This window comes from Virgibacillus salexigens (assembly GCF_000723585.1).
In the GTDB taxonomy this organism is placed as follows: Bacteria; Bacillota; Bacilli; order Bacillales; family Amphibacillaceae; genus Virgibacillus; species Virgibacillus salexigens.
Map to the genome: position 1 here is coordinate 1,640,278 of NZ_CCDP010000001.1, position 15,708 is coordinate 1,655,985.

Here is a 15,708-nt window from a genome sequence, read left to right on the forward strand (position 1 = left end):
GCTGAATTTAATGCCTAGTATCAACTACCAGCATAATAACCTGTTTCCAACGCAGCATTTAGTCCCGCCAATCTTCCTGTGACTAGAGCCGAAGTAATATTATAACCACCTGTATATCCATGTATATCTAAGATCTCACCACAAAAATATAGACCATGCATGATTTTAGATTGCATTGTATTTGGTACGATTTCTTTTATGGATACACCACCTCCAGTTACAAATGCTTTATCAAGGGGTAATGAGCCATGAACTTGAAATGTAAACTGTTTAAAGTCTTTAATGATATTGCGAATCGTTAATTTTGAGATGGAACTTCCTTTTTCATCGTCCGTAATGCCATGTCGTTGAAATAAATAAGCCATCAATCGTTCAGGTATCCAACCTTTCAGTAAGTTTTTTAGAGATTTCCTTGGATGCTCCTCGACTAATTTCAGTAACTTATTAAATAGCTCTTGTTCGTTGTGTTGAGGTATCGTATCAAGCTGCATTGTTACTGAAGATTGCCCTTTACGTAATTCCTTTACTACAAATTGAGAACAACGCAGAACAGCTGGACCAGAAACTCCAAAATGCGTAAATATCATATCCATTTGATGAGATACAATAGGTTTATGATTTTTATTTAAAACGGTTAGTTTTATATCCCGTAAGGATAAACCTTGAAGGGATTTATTTTGAATAAAAGGTTCATTAGAGGTTAGGGCCACTTCAGTAGGATATAGATCTGTCACAGTATGTCCTGCTTTTTTAGCCCAAGCATATCCGTCCCCTGTAGAACCTGTATGTGGTACTGCTTTTCCACCGACTGCGATAACCAATGCTTTTGTCATTATTTTTGAACCGTCTCGAAGAATAATCGTATGGTTAGCTTGGTCATAATGAATAGCTTTCACAGGAGTTTCAAGTTTTATTGCTACCTGTAACTCATCCATCCGATTTAAAAGGGCGTTAACAACGGTTTTGGATTGATTAGAGACAGGAAACATTCTTCCGTGGTCTTCTTCTTTAAGAGGAACGTTTAGTCCTTCAAAAAAATCAATAATATCGTAATTATTAAATACTGAAAATGCACTATATAAAAATTTGCCATTGCCAGGTATATGTTTGATCACTTCATCTTGAGGAAGACGATTGGTAACATTGCAACGGCCACCCCCAGATATAGCTAATTTTTTCCCCAATTTCTTCCCTTTTTCAATTAATAAGGTCTTCGCCCCTGATTCGGAAGCTGCAATAGCTGCCATCAAACCAGAAGGCCCACCACCAATTATTATTACGTCATAGGACAATTTTCTTCATTCCTTTCCGTATGTATATTAACATGATCTATTAATACGAACAATTTTTTACTGATGGTATGTAATAAATAGGAGTTGAATTGATAATGATGCAGTTAAATTGTGATAAAATAGTGCAAATGATTCTTTTTATCAGAAATGAAGTTTCTGTATAATGATATAATGGTGTCGAATTTTAATAATTTATGTAGATAAATGCGGGTGAAATAATGTCAAATATAGTACGAGGAACCATGTTATTAACTGGGGCGTCTTTTTTGTCGAAGTTTTTAGGCATGATCTATGTCGTTCCTTTTAATGCGTTAGTTGGAGCAAGCGGTGGTACGCTGTTTGCCTATGCATATACGCCTTATAGTATTTTTATAAGCTTATCAACAGTAGGTGTACCTTTAGCAGTATCTAAATTTGTGTCGAAATATAATGCAGTAGGGGATTATGAAACAGGTATGCGCATGTTCCGTGCAGGTTTAACGTTGATGCTTGTAACTGGAACCTTGGCTTTTTTAGCCATGTTTATTAGTGCTGATTGGCTAGCAGCTGGGATGATTACGAGTGACGATCCAGATAGTATTACTGTAGCCGATGTAGCTTTTGTGATTCGTATGGTAAGTGTTGCATTAATTATAATTCCAGCTATGAGTATTGCCCGGGGTTTTTTCCAAGGCCATAACTCGATGGGACCAACGGCAGTCTCGCAAGTAGTTGAACAAATTGTTCGGATTGTTTTTCTTTTAGGCGGCTCATTCATTATTCTAAAAATATTTGATGGAACAATACTTGCAGCTGTTGGATTTTCTACGTTTGCAGCCTTTCTTGGCGCATTGGCATCATCAATCATTCTATGGTTGTATTGGCGTAAAAGAAAACCATTTTTAGAAAAACAAATTCATCAGCAAACATATACGCATGATGTTCGTAAGAAGGATTTGTTTGCTGAATTGTTCCGTTATGCAGGACCATTTGTACTGGTAGGATTAGCAATCCCATTATATCAATTAGTAGATCAATTTACATTTGAACGTTCAATGGTAGCAAGTGATCGACAAGATATTTGGGAATTTACGTACTCGGTTATCAATTTTTATGGACATAAGCTCGTTATTATTCCAATTACGTTAGCAACGGGTTTATCAATGGCGATATTACCTGAAATGACCAAATCATTTACGCAACAAAACCAAACACAATTGAAGCAGCAAATTAATCATGCTTTTCAAATTATTATGGTTTTAGTTATTCCTGCTGTTGTCGGGCTTTCTATGTTATCGAATGAAGCATATGGGACACTGTTTGGTGAAATGGATAAGCTGCATATTTCAGGTCCATTGCTTGCTTGGTATGCACCAGTTGCTTTATTATTTGCACTATTTAGTGTCTCATCCTCCGTATTACAAGGGATAAACCAACAACGTTTTGCAGTTATTAGTTTGTCCGCAGGATTGTTAGTTAAAGTGCTATTCAATATACAGTTAATCTATTTATTTGGAGCAAAAGGTGCTATTTTTGGAACTGCAATTGCTGCTGGTATTGCAGTGATGTTAAATCTTTGGAGAATCCGTGCTTCCATTGATTTCTCTTATAAACAGTTAATTAAACGTACGATTTTGATTGGGATTTTTGTAACCATTATGAGTGGTTGTATTATCTTACTTAAGTATTTCGTTGGTTTTGCCGTTCCTTATGAGGATACAAGATGGGGGGCAGCTATCATGCTTATTATTGGTGTGATCGGCGGAGGAGCAGTTTATCTATGGCTTGCCTATAAATCCACTTTATTGGAAAGAGTATTAGGGAATCGAGTCCGTGTGTTGGACAAAGTCTTCCAAAGGTAAGGAGGAAAGAATATGCGAATTGATAAATTTTTGGCGAATACAGGTTATGGTAGTCGTAAAGATGTGAAGGTATTACTTAAGAAAAAACAAGTTTTTGTTAATGGTTCTATCGTTAAAAATAGTGCTTTGCATATAAATCCATATGAGGATATGATTAAAGTAAATGATACATTAATAAAGTATCGAAAATATATTTACATGATGATGAACAAACCTCCTCAGGTTATTTCTGCTACGGAAGATAAGCGAGATAAGACCGTCATTGATCTGCTACCTCCAGCATTACAAAATTTTCAACCTTTTCCTGTTGGGAGGTTGGATAAAGATACAGAAGGACTATTATTAATAACAAATGATGGGAAGCTGGCCCATCATTTGTTATCTCCAAAGAAAAACATTGATAAGACATATTACGCTAAAATCGATGGAATTATTACGGAAAATGACATTACATCTTTTCGTAATGGCATTCAATTAAATGATGGATATGTGACTAAACCCGCTGGTTTGTCCATCTTACATCGCGGGGAAATATCTGAAGTACTTGTAACCATTACTGAAGGAAAATTCCACCAAGTGAAAAGGATGTTTCATGCGATTGATAAACAAGTAATTTATTTAAAACGCATGCAAATGGGGAGATTAAAGCTTGATCAATCTTTAGCTTTAGGAGAATATCGTGAACTTACAGAAGAAGAACTTCAATTATTAAACAACCCCTAAAACATTGGAGGCTTATCATGACTGGAGAACCGCATTATTTTATAGCTGTCCCATTGTCTAATGATGTGAAAGAACGTTTTTCTTTAACGCAACAGCAAATAAGCAATCTGCCATACAAACAATGGACGGATTGGCAAGATATGCATATTACATTAAAGTTTTTAGGCCCTGTTTCCGATATTAAATTAAAAGCATTGATTCATCGCTTACATCAAATTTCTTTTCGGGGATTCACTTTAAAAGCAAGTAATATCGAAACGTTTGGTAATCCAGCAAGACCCAGAGTATTATATGTCTCTGTCGAATTATCTAAGCAGTTGACTGCGTTATACCAAAAAATAGAACTAGCTTCTTTGGAAGTTGGATTTTCAAAGGAAAACAGAATTTATATACCACATATAACGTTAGCTAAAAAATGGATTGGACAGAACGATTGGTTGAATAAGTTGGATCAAGTTAAAGCAAATGTCCAGGGGCCCATAAAAATAGATGTACGTGAATTTACACTATTTCGTATTTATCCGAACCGTATTCCAAAATATAGAATAATTGCTACGTTTCACGAACAAGGGGGTGGAGCATCTGGCTCAATTAATTAAGCTTCAAGATTATATTTCTCGCTATGAATGGAACCCATTTCGCTATCCAAGTCAGTTTATACGATTGAAACAAGAAAATTGGAAAAAATTGACTGTAGAATGGGAGCAGATCGTAGAGGAACCGGAGGAAGAAGAAGCATCTCCTAAATCATCACGTTTTTCCAAATGGAAACGGTGGAAACAGAAACCGAGGGTAGATGTAACAGGGGAGCGAGATCATACAGAATCTTTACCACCTACCAAAGAAGAGCTAAAGCATTATTTCTTGAATCGTTTAATGGAGATTCAGATGAAGTGGGCAACTTCCACAATAACGGATATTTCTTATATTAATCAAAAATACAGCTATGATCCGGAAATAAAATATTTTCTTCAGCGCTTTCCAGATACATATCTCATTATGTATTATCCAATTTTTAATATAAAAAAAGCACCAATAGAGGGAGAAATCATTGTAATTACGCCGATTAATATAGAAATTATATATTTAATGGATGAGGGTAAAGATGCTATGATTATCGCTAGTGATGAACGAACATGGACAGTGGATGTACAAGATAAGCGATATAAAATTATAAATCCTCATATCGCTTTAAAACGGACTGAACAAATCATAAAAAGTGTACTTGCCTTTCATGATTTAGAATTTCCAATTAAGAAGACAGTATTATCAAAAACAAACGAAATACTGTATACTGACGAACCTTTTTATACTCAGCTCGTTGGTAGAAAGCAATATGAAGAATGGTTCTTAACAATGCGTAGTTTGTCTTCACCATTAAAAAACCAGCAATTGCGAGTGGCAGATGCATTATTAAAACATTGTCAAACAAGCTCAGTCAAGCGGCTGGAATGGGATGAAGAAACGTATGCTTTTGGATTCACAGAAGAAAATAATTGACTGTGGTGGGGAAGCGAAGAACATGCTAAACTATTCACATATTTGTATTTTTGCTTAGAACTAGATAAAATGTATTATTGAACGCTAAATTTTGAAAGATGTGAGGAATTTATGGTGGACTGGCTGAAGCGAGTTCTAGGTTATGAATGGGAGATTACTCCAGCAGGGGGATTGACTGGAGATGCTTATCTAGCTACAAAAGACAATCAACGATTATTTTTAAAACGTAATTCTTCGCCATTTTTGGCTGTATTATCAGCCGAAGGAATTGTTCCCAAGCTAATTTGGACAAAACGTATGGAAAATGGTGATGTGATTACAGCACAGGAATGGCTTGAAGGAAGGGAATTGAAGCCAGCAGAAATGCAGCATTTACGTGTTGCTGAGCTGCTGCACAAAATCCACCATTCCTCGGAATTATTATATATGCTTATGCGATTAGGGAAAAAACCTGTCACATCTGATGAAAGTTTTTCTAATATAAGATTGAGATTAGAGCGTATTGGTTTATTTAACCAAGATCAAGTAAGAATAGCACTTGTTTTTTTGGAGCAATTATTACCAATTACTAGAAAGCAAAAATTGGTCGTATGTCATGGTGATTTAAATCATAATAACATTTTACTTTCAAAAGAAGGACATCTTCATTTGATTGATTGGGATAATGCTCTGATTGCAGATCCTGTAACAGATTATGGAATGGTATTAAACTGGTATATTCCTAAAGAAAATTGGAATGAGTGGTTAGAGCACTATGGTGTCACTAGTGACGACCATTTAATTGAACGGATGTACTGGTATTTACTTCTTGATGTGTTACATTATTTATGTTGGCATTTAGAACGAGATGAATTGATTAAATACAGGGAAAGATTAACGGACTTAGAAGAATTAAACGAGCAAATTAGAGCATTTAACGTTCACTAGTTTGATGTAGCGCATGAAGCCATGATGCTAAATTTTGATCATTTGCGGTTATATGATCTTCTATATTTTCAACAATTTCCCCATCTTTTCCATAGCTGTATATTTCAGGAAGAATACGAAGTAGTTCTTGATCCGTAACGTTATTATTATTCATTAAAGATTGAACGAGTCTAGAGATTTGTTGATACTCCGAAACATGGCCACAGCATTCGCCTTTTTGTTCATCTAAAAGGTCTATTAACAATGTTAATTGATTGTTTGTGTTTAATGTCATTCGTTATCACCTCTTCCTTAGTATCGTTCATCATTGCATTTCTATACCTCTAAATACAGAAAGAGAGGCTTAAATGATGCGTCAACGAAATAAGCCGTGGGCAGACGATTTTTTAGAAGAGAATACACATATTGTTATTCCAAATCCGCAAGAATACAAAGGTAAATGGAAAAAATTCTTTGGTAATGATAAAGCCGTTCATATTGAAATTGGAACAGGAAAAGGACAATTTATTGTTGAGATGGCTAAACAGTTTCCAGAAGTTAATTTTATTGGAATTGAACTCGCTAAAAGTATCATTGTTACAGCAGCTCAAAAAATCAACGAATCGAAACTAAATAATATTGTGTTGATTAATGAAGATGCTGCTAATCTAAAAGAAATATTTGCAGAAAGCGAATTAGCAACGATTTATTTGAACTTTTCGGATCCGTGGCCTAAAAACAGGCATGAAAAACGGAGACTTACCTATCATACCTTTTTAGAAAAATATCAAGAAGTATTACAACCGTCGGGAGAAGTCATTCTAAAAACCGATAATATGGGATTATTTGAGTACTCGTTAACAAGCTTCTCTCAATTTGGGATGCAACTTGAGGAAGTCAATTTGGATCTGCATCGTATTCATGATCCAACCAATAGGATGACAGAATATGAGGAGAAGTTTTCGAGCAAAGGCCAGCCAATCTATAGATGTCGTGTATCTTTCCACAATATGTAGACAAACAATCGATCGACGATATATTCGATCGATTGTTTTTTTTGCATTTTAGAAAGCGTTTGCTAGCTGACTGTTCTTTGCTAAACTAATAGGAAAAGGGGGGAATATAAATGGAGAATTTGCAAGTAGGTAGAGCTAGATTAACTTGGTTGCGCGGTGGAGTTACTTTTTTGGACGGTGGAGCCATGTTTGGTGTCGTACCAAAACCACTTTGGAGTAAGAAGTATCCATCCAATAATAATAATCAAATTGAGTTACGAACAGATCCAATTTTAGTGGAAATCGACAATAGAAACTATTTAATTGATACTGGAATAGGCGCAGGTAAGTTGTCTGATAAACAGATCCGTAATTTTGGCGTTATCGAACAATCCTACATCGAGAACGCTTTAGCACAAATAGAATTAACACCAGATGATATCGATGCTGTCCTTATGACACATCTTCATTTTGATCATGCATGTGGATTAACAAAGAAGAATGGGGACTCCTTAACTTCTGTTTTTCAAAATGCAATCATTTACACATCTTCAATTGAATGGAAAGAAATGCAGAAGCCGAATATTCGATCATCTAATACGTATTGGGAGAATAATTGGGTACCAATCGTTGACCAGGTTCACGTTTTCGATAAGGAAATAGAGATAACGCCAGGTCTAAAAATGATTCATACGGGGGGACATAGTAATGGACATTCTATTCTCGTATTTGAAGAAGGAAATGAGTGTTTTATCCATATGGCGGATATTATGCCGACACATGCGCATCAAAATAAACTGTGGGCATTAGCGTATGATGATTATCCCGTTACCTCAGTACATGAAAAAGAAAAATGGATGAAATATGGTTATGATAAACAAGCTTGGTACACGTTTTATCATGATGCCTATTATCGTGCGATTCAGTTTAATAAAAATGGTGAAATCAAAAATTTAGTTGAGCGAACACGCTATACAGATAGGAATTGAAAGCTGCTCAGAACTTGAGCAGCTTTCCGTTTGGATGTTCATTATACGGTTTGAACAGAGTCAATGACTGCTCCTGTTTCAACATCAACATAGAATTCATACTGTTTATTTTCGCCATCGAGGCTGCGTGTTACTCCACCACGATAGGCATTGTACAATAAACCGTTTTTTTCTACTTCTTGTGGTTTCATATAAATCCATGAACCACTAATTGGTCCTTGTTTTTTAAAAGTTTCTTTTGCTTGTTTTAAAGCTTTTTCTGGTGTTATTTTTTGGATTTGATCTAATTGTTGTTTAGCAATATAACCGACGGCTACACCTAATCCTGCTGCAAGAACTGCTTTTTTTACACTCATATCATGTTCACCTCTTGCTATAATATTAAAATCGGTAGTTTTGGGTCTACAAATGTTAGTATATCGTATTCTGAAAAAAATAGAAAATAATAAATCAAGGTATGTTTATTTATTAAGGAATAGTGGATATACATCGACTATTTCCGTTATACTAGCTATATTACATAGCAAAGGCGGGATATGAGAGATGAATCAAGAGACATTAGCAATGTTTAGGGAATTAACCGAATTACAGGGAGCTCCGGGTAATGAACACCCAGTCCGTTCATTTATGAAAAGAGAACTTGACAAGTATGCTGATGAGGTGATTCAAGACCATCTTGGTGGTGTTTTTGGTGTTAAAAAGGGAAAAGGTCCAAGAGTAATGGTAGCTGGTCATATGGATGAGGTTGGATTTATGGTTACACAAATTACAAAAAATGGGATGATTCGTTTTCAAACATTAGGCGGTTGGTGGAGCCAAGTCTTATTAGCTCAACGCGTTCAAATTATGACGGAAAACGGACCAGTCATTGGAGTTATTGGTTCGATACCACCACATAATTTAACAGATGCACAACGGAAAAAACCAATGGAAATGAAACATATGCTTATAGATATTGGTGCCGATGATCAAGATGATGCAGAAAAAATTGGAATTAAGCCAGGGCAACCCATTGTCCCGTTGACACCATTTACACCTATGGCCAATAATAAGAAAATTATGGCGAAAGCTTGGGATAATCGATATGGATGTGGATTAGCCATTGAACTACTGAAGGAATTACACAACCAATCTGTACCTAACTATTTGTACTCTGGGGCGACTGTCCAGGAAGAGGTTGGGTTAAGAGGTGCTCAAGTAGCGGCAAATATGATTAAACCAGATATATTCTTTGCGTTAGATGCTTCACCTGCTAATGACGCATCCGGTAATAAAGAAGAATTCGGTCAATTAGGTGAAGGAGCATTACTCCGTATATTTGATCGTTCGATGATTACACATCAAGGTATGAAAAATTTTGTATTAGATACGGCGGAAAGCCATGATATTCCGTACCAATATTTTATATCGCAAGGAGGAACAGATGCTGGACGTGTCCATATGACTAATCATGGAGTGCCTTCAGCAGTTGTAGGAATTTGCTCACGCTATATCCATACTTCTGCTTCTATTATTCATGTGGATGATTACGCTGCTGCTAAAGAACTATTAATACAATTAATTAAATCAACAGACCAAAACACATTAAATTACATTCACCAATCTGTTTAATCTAAGGTCTTGTAGAGGATGAAAGAAATGAATATAATAGTCGGTTCCACTAATCCTGCTAAAGTAAATGCAGTAAAAGAAGTATTCTATGAGAAAATGGTTGACTCAAAAGTTGTTCCATCACATGTTTCTCCTCAACCTTTCTCTGATGATGAGACGAGACAAGGAGCAATTAACCGAGCAGTAGCTTGCACTTCTAGTGATACAATGGGGATTGGTTTAGAAGGTGGAGTGATGTATGTTGAAGAGCAACTCTTTCTTTGTAATTGGGGGGCATTAGTAATTCCTGATCAGACAATTTTTACTGCTAGCGGTGCTCGTATTCCCTTACCGAAGGAAATAGATATCCAATTAGAACACGGGATGGAACTTGGAGACATTATGAATGCGTATGCCAAACGAAAAAATGTAGGGAAGAAAGAGGGAGCTATTGGCATATTTACAAATGAAATGATTTCGAGACAAACGATGTTTAGCCATGTTGTTAAATTATTACGTGGTCAATGGGAATACAATAGCCGGTAGAGCTGTTCTGCTCAACCGGCTATTTATCTTTCACTATGTTTACTCATATACATAATGAATAACATCTATTGCTTGTTCAATTGTTTCGACAGTTACATTTGCTTTTTCCGACAACTCTTTTAAAGGATGGATAAGTGAATCTGGTCGAACGATAATTGTTGGTTTATTTAATGATATCGCCTGACTTGCGTCCATAGCGGTATTCCATTGCTTATATTTTTCACCAAATAGCGCAATGATAATATCTGCTTTTTCCATCAAAACCTGGGTTCTAAAGTTATTTATCTTCGAAGCGGCTTCATCTTTATAAACCTTGCTCGGCTGGTTACCCAATATCGCTTCTCCAATATTATCTGAGCGATCATGATTGGTTTGTGGTGCAACAAAGGTTAAAGGTAATCCCTTTTCTTGTGCCAACTGTTTTATAGTTTCTCTCCAATCATCATGAATTTGTCCAGCTAAATATACTGTGAGTTCCATGCGCTTTCTCCCTCCTCATAAATCCTTCTATATCTATAGTATACAAAATTAAAATAACTGAAAAGCATTTTACGTAGTAGATTGATCTCGAACGTTTCACATTCTATGAAATTCATAGTAATATAGGTAAAGGAATAGGTAGCTGTACAATTCGTTCATTCAATTAGGGGCTCTAATATACGTATGGTGTAATCCAAAAGACAAGCCAATTCATTGCAAGTGGATGCAGGATATAAAAGTAAAATAATATACCTATAAGGTTTAATTTAAAATACGAAAATGCATCGATTTTTTTAGACAATGGTATACCGTTGTTTCTTCTATTAGAAACATTATCCATTCTATTCTGTCATAAACAAAGGAGATGATATAAATGGAAACATTACGATCTCATGAAACATTTGAAAAAAGGATCAATCAGTCGAATATCGTATTCTATTTTACTGCCGGATGGTGCCCAGATTGTAGAGTGATTGAACCTGTATTACCAGAAATAGAGGCAGAATTTCCAAACTATACTTTTGTAAAAGTAGATAGAGACGAATTTATTGATATTTGCCAGGAGTACGCAATATTTGGAATCCCTAGCTTTGTCGCTTTCCGTAATGGTGAGGAAACGGGTAGATTTGTAAGTAAGAATCGTAAGACGAAAGAAGAGATTGTCCAATTCCTTAATAATCTTCCAAACTAGATTTGTGTTAGGAGGGAATCAAAATGAAAATGACAAGCTTAAAATTAAAACAAATTCTAGAACAACATTTAGCAAATGACGATTTTCGAACATCATATAACCGGGATAAGGATACGTTTCGAATTGAAAGGAAAGAAACAAAAAAAGGGATTACCATCACCTTGCCGAATGTAGTAGGGAAATATAACCAGCGCGGGGAAATCGTCATAGATGAATTAGTTGATCATATTAAGGAAGCATTACGAATCATGAATGAAGAGCAACACCTAGCTGGAATGGAAAAACAAATTTATCCGGTTATTCGAGCTACTTCCTTTCCAACAGTCACCAATGCTGGAACTGAATTGATTTTTAAAGATCATACAGCGGAAACAAGAATCTTTTACGCATTAGATTTAGGAAAATCCTATCGCCTAATTGATGAAGAACTACTTCATAATGAAGGTTGGACCAAAGAACGGATAGATGAAATTGCAACTTTCAATTTACGTTCGTTATCCTTGGATTACAAACATGAGCAAGTGGCTGAAAATGATTTTTATTTTATTTCCACACAAGATGGGTATGATGCGAGCCGAATTTTAAATGAGGCATTTTTAGAAGAAATGAAAGCGAATAGTAAAGGGGAGTTAGCTGTTGCTGTTCCTCATCAAGATGTCTTAATTGTTACAGATGTTCAGAACAAAGCTGGATATGATATTCTAGCTCAGATGACTATGAAATTCTTTGCTGAAGGAAGAATTCCTATTACATCTTTACCAATGATTTATGAAGAAAAATCATTAGAGCCTGTGTTTATACTAGCTAAAAACAAACCCGAGAAGAATCAATAAACCGAAAAGGATGATCAAGCGAATGGATGTATTTTACAATGTCAATGGTATTGGTGATGTACTTATTATCCCAATCTCAGAAGGAAATCGTTATGACGTGAGACATGAAAGGATTGGTGATGTTGTTCGGATTACCGGTGATTCAGATAAAGTTTTAGGTTATAACATCTTTCATGCGTCCACTTATTTTTCTTTCTTAACCAATGGAAAAATAATGCTAACTGAAGAGGGATTAGGTGAACTCAAGCAATTATTTAACCAATTAGAATTAGATGATTATTTGAATTTTGACTTACGTCCTAAGTTCGTTATTGGACATGTTATGAGCAAAGAGCAACATGAAAATGCTGATAAATTAAGTGTTTGTCAAGTAGATGTTGGAGATGAAACGTTACAGATTGTGTGTGGTGCTCCAAATGTGGATCAAGGGCAGAATGTAGTTGTTGCCAAAGTAGGAGCTACGATGCCAAGTGGATTAAAAATTAAACCGACAGAATTACGAGGTGTTCCTTCGAATGGTATGATATGTTCCCAGAAAGAGTTGGGTTTGCCAAATGCACCAAAAGAAAAAGGGATCTATGTTTTAGACAATTCTTATCGAGCTGGAGAACCATTCGTGATCTAGTAAAGGACAAAAACAACCTGCAAGTATTACGAGGGTTGTTTTTCTTTTTGTTAAGCAGATCAACGTTCTTTGAGAAATGTAAAGAAAAAGGATACAATCTAAAGAACTTGTCTATAGGATTATATTCACAAGAAACCTTCCAAAGAATGGATGAAACCTGCTACAATAAAGGAACACAAGATTTTTAGATACAGAAATGAGTGAATTGATGTGTGGGATCATTGGAAACAGAAAATTAAAAGTCTTTTTGCAGAAAGTGAAATTGAAGAACAGCAAGAGGAAAATCATAAAACGGAGAAAAGTAATCTCGAGGCAAAAATGATGTATCAATATCCTACGAATAAATCGTTTCGCTTTCCCGTTATTCCTGATCAAGCTGAACAAAGAAAAGAAAATACACGAAAGAAAAATCGAAATTCAGTAAAAACAAATAACCATAATTTCATGAATAATAATCTAAACGAGGATCGAAGCTCGAGAATTGAACCGGAACAACAACAGCAGAGTAGTGTGCGACTTGAGAAAAAGAACATGGAGAACAGTGAAGAACTACCAGCTTACCAACGAAAACGCTCAAGAAGATCAAATTCTGATAGGAGTACGTATCATACTAGTCATTCATTGTCTCAGGAAGAAGGAAGAAATGTTGAAAGGGAGCAATCGGCAAATAAAGTTTATAAAAAAGATCCAGATGTACCCTTTAAACCAACAGAAGTACCTTCCCCTATCTATGGGTTTCGCCCTAGAGATGAACAAAAAGCAAAAGTAGAAAATATTCCGGCATATCAACGTAAAGTAGATGAGAAAAATAAAGAACCATTTTCTAGCGAAATAAATCAAGAAATCCGAAAAGAATCAGTGGAAATCGCAGAACGGGAGATTGCAGCTGAAACAAAAGAGGAGGAAAAAGTTAGCGAACTTTTACATGAAGAAAATGCTACGCCTGCTTCCGTTAATATTTCAGAAGTAAAAGATAGTAGTAAGCAGCAGCCGAGAAAATCAGAAGAAACAGAAAATTGTTCGATTAGTGAAGATAGAAGACGGTCATCTAAACGGGTCAACCAACGGGAACATAAAAAACAAGAGCGTCAAAGTGGAAGGGCGACTATTCCATTCAACGTGATGATGACTCCCAGAGATAAGAAAAACTTAATGGAAAAATCAAAGAAAGCAAAAAGGCGAGAATCTGAACAGAAATCAGAAATAACCAAACAAGAATTATTCAATAAGAAGGATACGAGTATTCCGTACTATCTATTAGATGATATCGATCGAACAAATGCAGATGATGATCACTGGGTTCAACAACAACAACAATTGCTTGAACAAACCTTAAAGCATTTTAATGTACGAGCTAAGGTAGTAAACGCAACTCAAGGACCTTCTGTAACACGATTTGAAGTACAACCTGAATTAGGGGTTAAGGTTAGTAAAGTGAAGAATCTAAGCGATGATTTAAAATTAAATATGGCCGCTAGAGATATTCGAATTGAAGCCCCTATTCCTGGGAAAAATACAATCGGAATTGAAATTCCAAATCGCAAAGCACAGATGGTAGGGCTACAGGGGATATTTGAGACAGATGCGTTTAAAAGAAATACATCTCCTTTAACAATCGCTTTAGGGTTAAGTATTGAAGGGCAACCTTTAATAACCAATATTCAAAAGATGCCACATGGATTAATAGCTGGTGCAACGGGGTCTGGTAAAAGTGTCTGTATCAATACGATATTAATCAGTTTATTATACAAAGCAAGTCACGAAGAGGTTAAATTCTTATTAATTGATCCTAAAATGGTAGAGCTAGCACCCTATAACGGTATTCCACATTTGGTTTCCCCTGTAATAACGGATGTGAAAGCAGCTACTGCCGCACTCAAATGGGCTGTGACAGAGATGGAAGACCGATATGAGAAGTTTGTGCATGAGGGAGTACGCGATATTGAGCGCTATAATCAAAAAATGGACAAACAGCAACGCACACAAGATAAACTGCCATTTATTGTAATTGTTATTGATGAACTGGCTGATTTAATGATGGTTTCCCCTCAGGATGTAGAAGATGCAATTAGCAGAATTGCCCAGAAAGCAAGAGCATGCGGAATTCACTTATTGCTAGCGACACAACGTCCGTCGGTAGATGTTATCACTGGACTTATTAAAGCAAATATACCTACAAGAATTGCATTTAGTGTATCTTCTCAAGTGGATTCACGTACGATACTTGATACAAGTGGAGCTGAAAAGTTGCTTGGAAAAGGGGATATGCTATTTATTGAAAATGGAGCAGGAAAGAGCATGCGCCTTCAGGGACCGTTTGTATCTGATGAAGAAATCGAACGAGTCACCAATTATACTAGAAGTATTGCTGAACCTAATTACTTGTTTGAGCAAGAGGAGTTGTTAGAGCAAGTAGCGATGGATGAGGAGGAGGATGATCATTTGAAAGATGCTGTTAAATTTGTTCTTGAGCAAAATGGAGCTAGTACGTCGTTGTTGCAACGCCACTTTAAAATAGGCTACAATCGTGCTGCAAGACTCATTGACAGTTTGGAGCAGCGGGGGATAATATCCGGTCAAAACGGAAGTAAGCCTCGCGAAGTATTAGTTACAGCATCGCAGGTTGAGGAAATGCTTTAAACAATGGTGGCTGTATGTCTTGTTTCCTCAACCAAATTTATATATGATTAACTGTAG

General features: G+C 36.0%; 17 protein-coding genes. 13 read left to right on the plus strand and 4 right to left on the minus strand.

Annotated elements, in window-relative coordinates; translation table 11 throughout:
- Positions 1-20 precede the first annotated feature (20 nt).
- Entirely contained in the window at positions 21-1,292 is a 1,272-nt protein-coding gene (locus BN990_RS07465) for a BaiN/RdsA family NAD(P)/FAD-dependent oxidoreductase (RefSeq protein WP_038243226.1), read from the minus strand.
- 218 nt (positions 1,293-1,510) lie between these two features.
- Between BN990_RS07465 and BN990_RS07470 the strand changes: the two genes are divergently transcribed.
- The 5 genes from BN990_RS07470 (at position 1,511) to BN990_RS07490 (ending at position 6,283) form a co-directional block, all read left to right on the plus strand.
- Complete coding sequence (locus BN990_RS07470; RefSeq protein WP_021290810.1) at positions 1,511-3,133, plus strand: putative polysaccharide biosynthesis protein; 1,623 nt, start codon at positions 1,511-1,513, stop codon at positions 3,131-3,133.
- A gap of 12 nt (positions 3,134-3,145) precedes the next feature.
- Positions 3,146-3,856, plus strand: a complete 711-nt coding sequence (locus BN990_RS07475) for a pseudouridine synthase (protein ID WP_021290811.1) — start codon at positions 3,146-3,148, stop codon at positions 3,854-3,856.
- A gap of 17 nt (positions 3,857-3,873) precedes the next feature.
- Positions 3,874-4,455 (plus strand): RNA 2',3'-cyclic phosphodiesterase, encoded by a 582-nt coding sequence (gene thpR / locus BN990_RS07480; protein ID WP_021290812.1) that lies wholly within the window; start codon positions 3,874-3,876, stop codon positions 4,453-4,455.
- A complete protein-coding gene (locus BN990_RS07485; protein ID WP_021290813.1) occupies positions 4,430-5,356 on the plus strand; it encodes a hypothetical protein in 927 nt (308 codons plus the stop codon). Before thpR ends, BN990_RS07485 begins: the two co-directional genes overlap by 26 nt.
- Before the next feature lie 111 nt (positions 5,357-5,467).
- On the plus strand, positions 5,468-6,283 hold the full coding sequence (locus BN990_RS07490; protein ID WP_021290814.1) for a phosphotransferase family protein: 816 nt from the start codon (positions 5,468-5,470) through the stop codon (positions 6,281-6,283).
- Here the strand turns inward: BN990_RS07490 and BN990_RS07495 are convergent.
- Positions 6,270-6,557 (minus strand): YtzH-like family protein, encoded by a 288-nt coding sequence (locus BN990_RS07495; protein ID WP_021290815.1) that lies wholly within the window; start codon positions 6,555-6,557, stop codon positions 6,270-6,272. The genes BN990_RS07490 and BN990_RS07495 overlap by 14 nt on opposite strands.
- Positions 6,558-6,633: 76 nt before the next feature.
- Here BN990_RS07495 and trmB point away from each other — a divergent pair, with 76 nt between their 5' ends.
- Both trmB and BN990_RS07505 read left to right on the plus strand, forming a co-directional pair.
- Positions 6,634-7,278: a tRNA (guanosine(46)-N7)-methyltransferase TrmB gene (gene trmB / locus BN990_RS07500; RefSeq protein ID WP_021290816.1), complete on the plus strand. Its 645-nt coding sequence runs from the start codon at positions 6,634-6,636 to the stop codon at positions 7,276-7,278.
- Positions 7,279-7,388: 110 nt separating this feature from the next.
- Complete coding sequence (locus BN990_RS07505) at positions 7,389-8,246, plus strand: YtnP family quorum-quenching lactonase (RefSeq protein ID WP_021290817.1); 858 nt, start codon at positions 7,389-7,391, stop codon at positions 8,244-8,246.
- A gap of 41 nt (positions 8,247-8,287) precedes the next feature.
- Here BN990_RS07505 and BN990_RS07510 read toward each other — a convergent pair whose 3' ends face one another.
- Positions 8,288-8,602, minus strand: a complete 315-nt coding sequence (locus tag BN990_RS07510) for a PepSY domain-containing protein (protein WP_021290818.1) — start codon at positions 8,600-8,602, stop codon at positions 8,288-8,290.
- Positions 8,603-8,789: 187 nt separating this feature from the next.
- Here BN990_RS07510 and BN990_RS07515 point away from each other — a divergent pair, with 187 nt between their 5' ends.
- Positions 8,790-9,857 carry a M42 family metallopeptidase gene (locus tag BN990_RS07515; RefSeq protein ID WP_021290819.1) on the plus strand — a complete coding sequence of 356 codons (1,068 nt, stop codon included), beginning with the start codon at positions 8,790-8,792 and terminating at the stop codon, positions 9,855-9,857.
- 27 nt (positions 9,858-9,884) lie between these two features.
- Positions 9,885-10,382, plus strand: coding sequence for a DUF84 family protein (locus tag BN990_RS07520; RefSeq protein WP_021290820.1), 498 nt, complete (start codon positions 9,885-9,887; stop codon positions 10,380-10,382).
- A 39-nt stretch (positions 10,383-10,421) separates the two neighbouring features.
- Here BN990_RS07520 and BN990_RS07525 read toward each other — a convergent pair whose 3' ends face one another.
- The gene (locus BN990_RS07525; RefSeq protein ID WP_021290821.1) at positions 10,422-10,862 is read right to left on the minus strand and encodes a YtoQ family protein; all 441 of its coding nucleotides are present in this window, start codon (positions 10,860-10,862) and stop codon (positions 10,422-10,424) included.
- 373 nt (positions 10,863-11,235) lie between these two features.
- Here BN990_RS07525 and BN990_RS07530 point away from each other — a divergent pair, with 373 nt between their 5' ends.
- The 4 genes from BN990_RS07530 (at position 11,236) to BN990_RS07545 (ending at position 15,651) form a co-directional block, all read left to right on the plus strand.
- Complete coding sequence (locus BN990_RS07530; RefSeq protein WP_021290822.1) at positions 11,236-11,553, plus strand: thioredoxin family protein; 318 nt, start codon at positions 11,236-11,238, stop codon at positions 11,551-11,553.
- Positions 11,554-11,576: 23 nt separating this feature from the next.
- Positions 11,577-12,386 (plus strand): DUF1444 domain-containing protein, encoded by an 810-nt coding sequence (locus tag BN990_RS07535; protein WP_021290823.1) that lies wholly within the window; start codon positions 11,577-11,579, stop codon positions 12,384-12,386.
- A 22-nt stretch (positions 12,387-12,408) separates the two neighbouring features.
- On the plus strand, positions 12,409-13,011 hold the full coding sequence (ytpR, locus tag BN990_RS07540; RefSeq protein ID WP_021290824.1) for a YtpR family tRNA-binding protein: 603 nt from the start codon (positions 12,409-12,411) through the stop codon (positions 13,009-13,011).
- Between the two features lie 210 nt (positions 13,012-13,221).
- Positions 13,222-15,651, plus strand: coding sequence for a DNA translocase FtsK (locus tag BN990_RS07545; protein WP_038243232.1), 2,430 nt, complete (start codon positions 13,222-13,224; stop codon positions 15,649-15,651).
- Positions 15,652-15,708 lie beyond the last annotated feature (57 nt).

What these genes read in the sequence shown, in the direction of transcription:
- trmB (WP_021290816.1), top strand. Translation starts at nt 6,634, where the DNA reads ATGCGTCAACGAAATAAGCCGTGGGCAGACGATTTTTTAGAAGAGAAT.
- BN990_RS07510 (WP_021290818.1), bottom strand. Translation starts at nt 8,602, where the DNA reads ATGAGTGTAAAAAAAGCAGTTCTTGCAGCAGGATTAGGTGTAGCCGTC.
- BN990_RS07520 (WP_021290820.1), top strand. Translation starts at nt 9,885, where the DNA reads ATGAATATAATAGTCGGTTCCACTAATCCTGCTAAAGTAAATGCAGTA.
- BN990_RS07475 (WP_021290811.1), top strand. Translation starts at nt 3,146, where the DNA reads ATGCGAATTGATAAATTTTTGGCGAATACAGGTTATGGTAGTCGTAAA.
- BN990_RS07490 (WP_021290814.1), top strand. Translation starts at nt 5,468, where the DNA reads ATGGTGGACTGGCTGAAGCGAGTTCTAGGTTATGAATGGGAGATTACT.
- BN990_RS07505 (WP_021290817.1), top strand. Translation starts at nt 7,389, where the DNA reads ATGGAGAATTTGCAAGTAGGTAGAGCTAGATTAACTTGGTTGCGCGGT.
- ytpR (WP_021290824.1), top strand. Translation starts at nt 12,409, where the DNA reads ATGGATGTATTTTACAATGTCAATGGTATTGGTGATGTACTTATTATC.
- BN990_RS07495 (WP_021290815.1), bottom strand. Translation starts at nt 6,557, where the DNA reads ATGACATTAAACACAAACAATCAATTAACATTGTTAATAGACCTTTTA.
- thpR (WP_021290812.1), top strand. Translation starts at nt 3,874, where the DNA reads ATGACTGGAGAACCGCATTATTTTATAGCTGTCCCATTGTCTAATGAT.
- BN990_RS07515 (WP_021290819.1), top strand. Translation starts at nt 8,790, where the DNA reads ATGAATCAAGAGACATTAGCAATGTTTAGGGAATTAACCGAATTACAG.
- BN990_RS07470 (WP_021290810.1), top strand. Translation starts at nt 1,511, where the DNA reads ATGTCAAATATAGTACGAGGAACCATGTTATTAACTGGGGCGTCTTTT.
- BN990_RS07530 (WP_021290822.1), top strand. Translation starts at nt 11,236, where the DNA reads ATGGAAACATTACGATCTCATGAAACATTTGAAAAAAGGATCAATCAG.
- BN990_RS07535 (WP_021290823.1), top strand. Translation starts at nt 11,577, where the DNA reads ATGAAAATGACAAGCTTAAAATTAAAACAAATTCTAGAACAACATTTA.
- BN990_RS07525 (WP_021290821.1), bottom strand. Translation starts at nt 10,862, where the DNA reads ATGGAACTCACAGTATATTTAGCTGGACAAATTCATGATGATTGGAGA.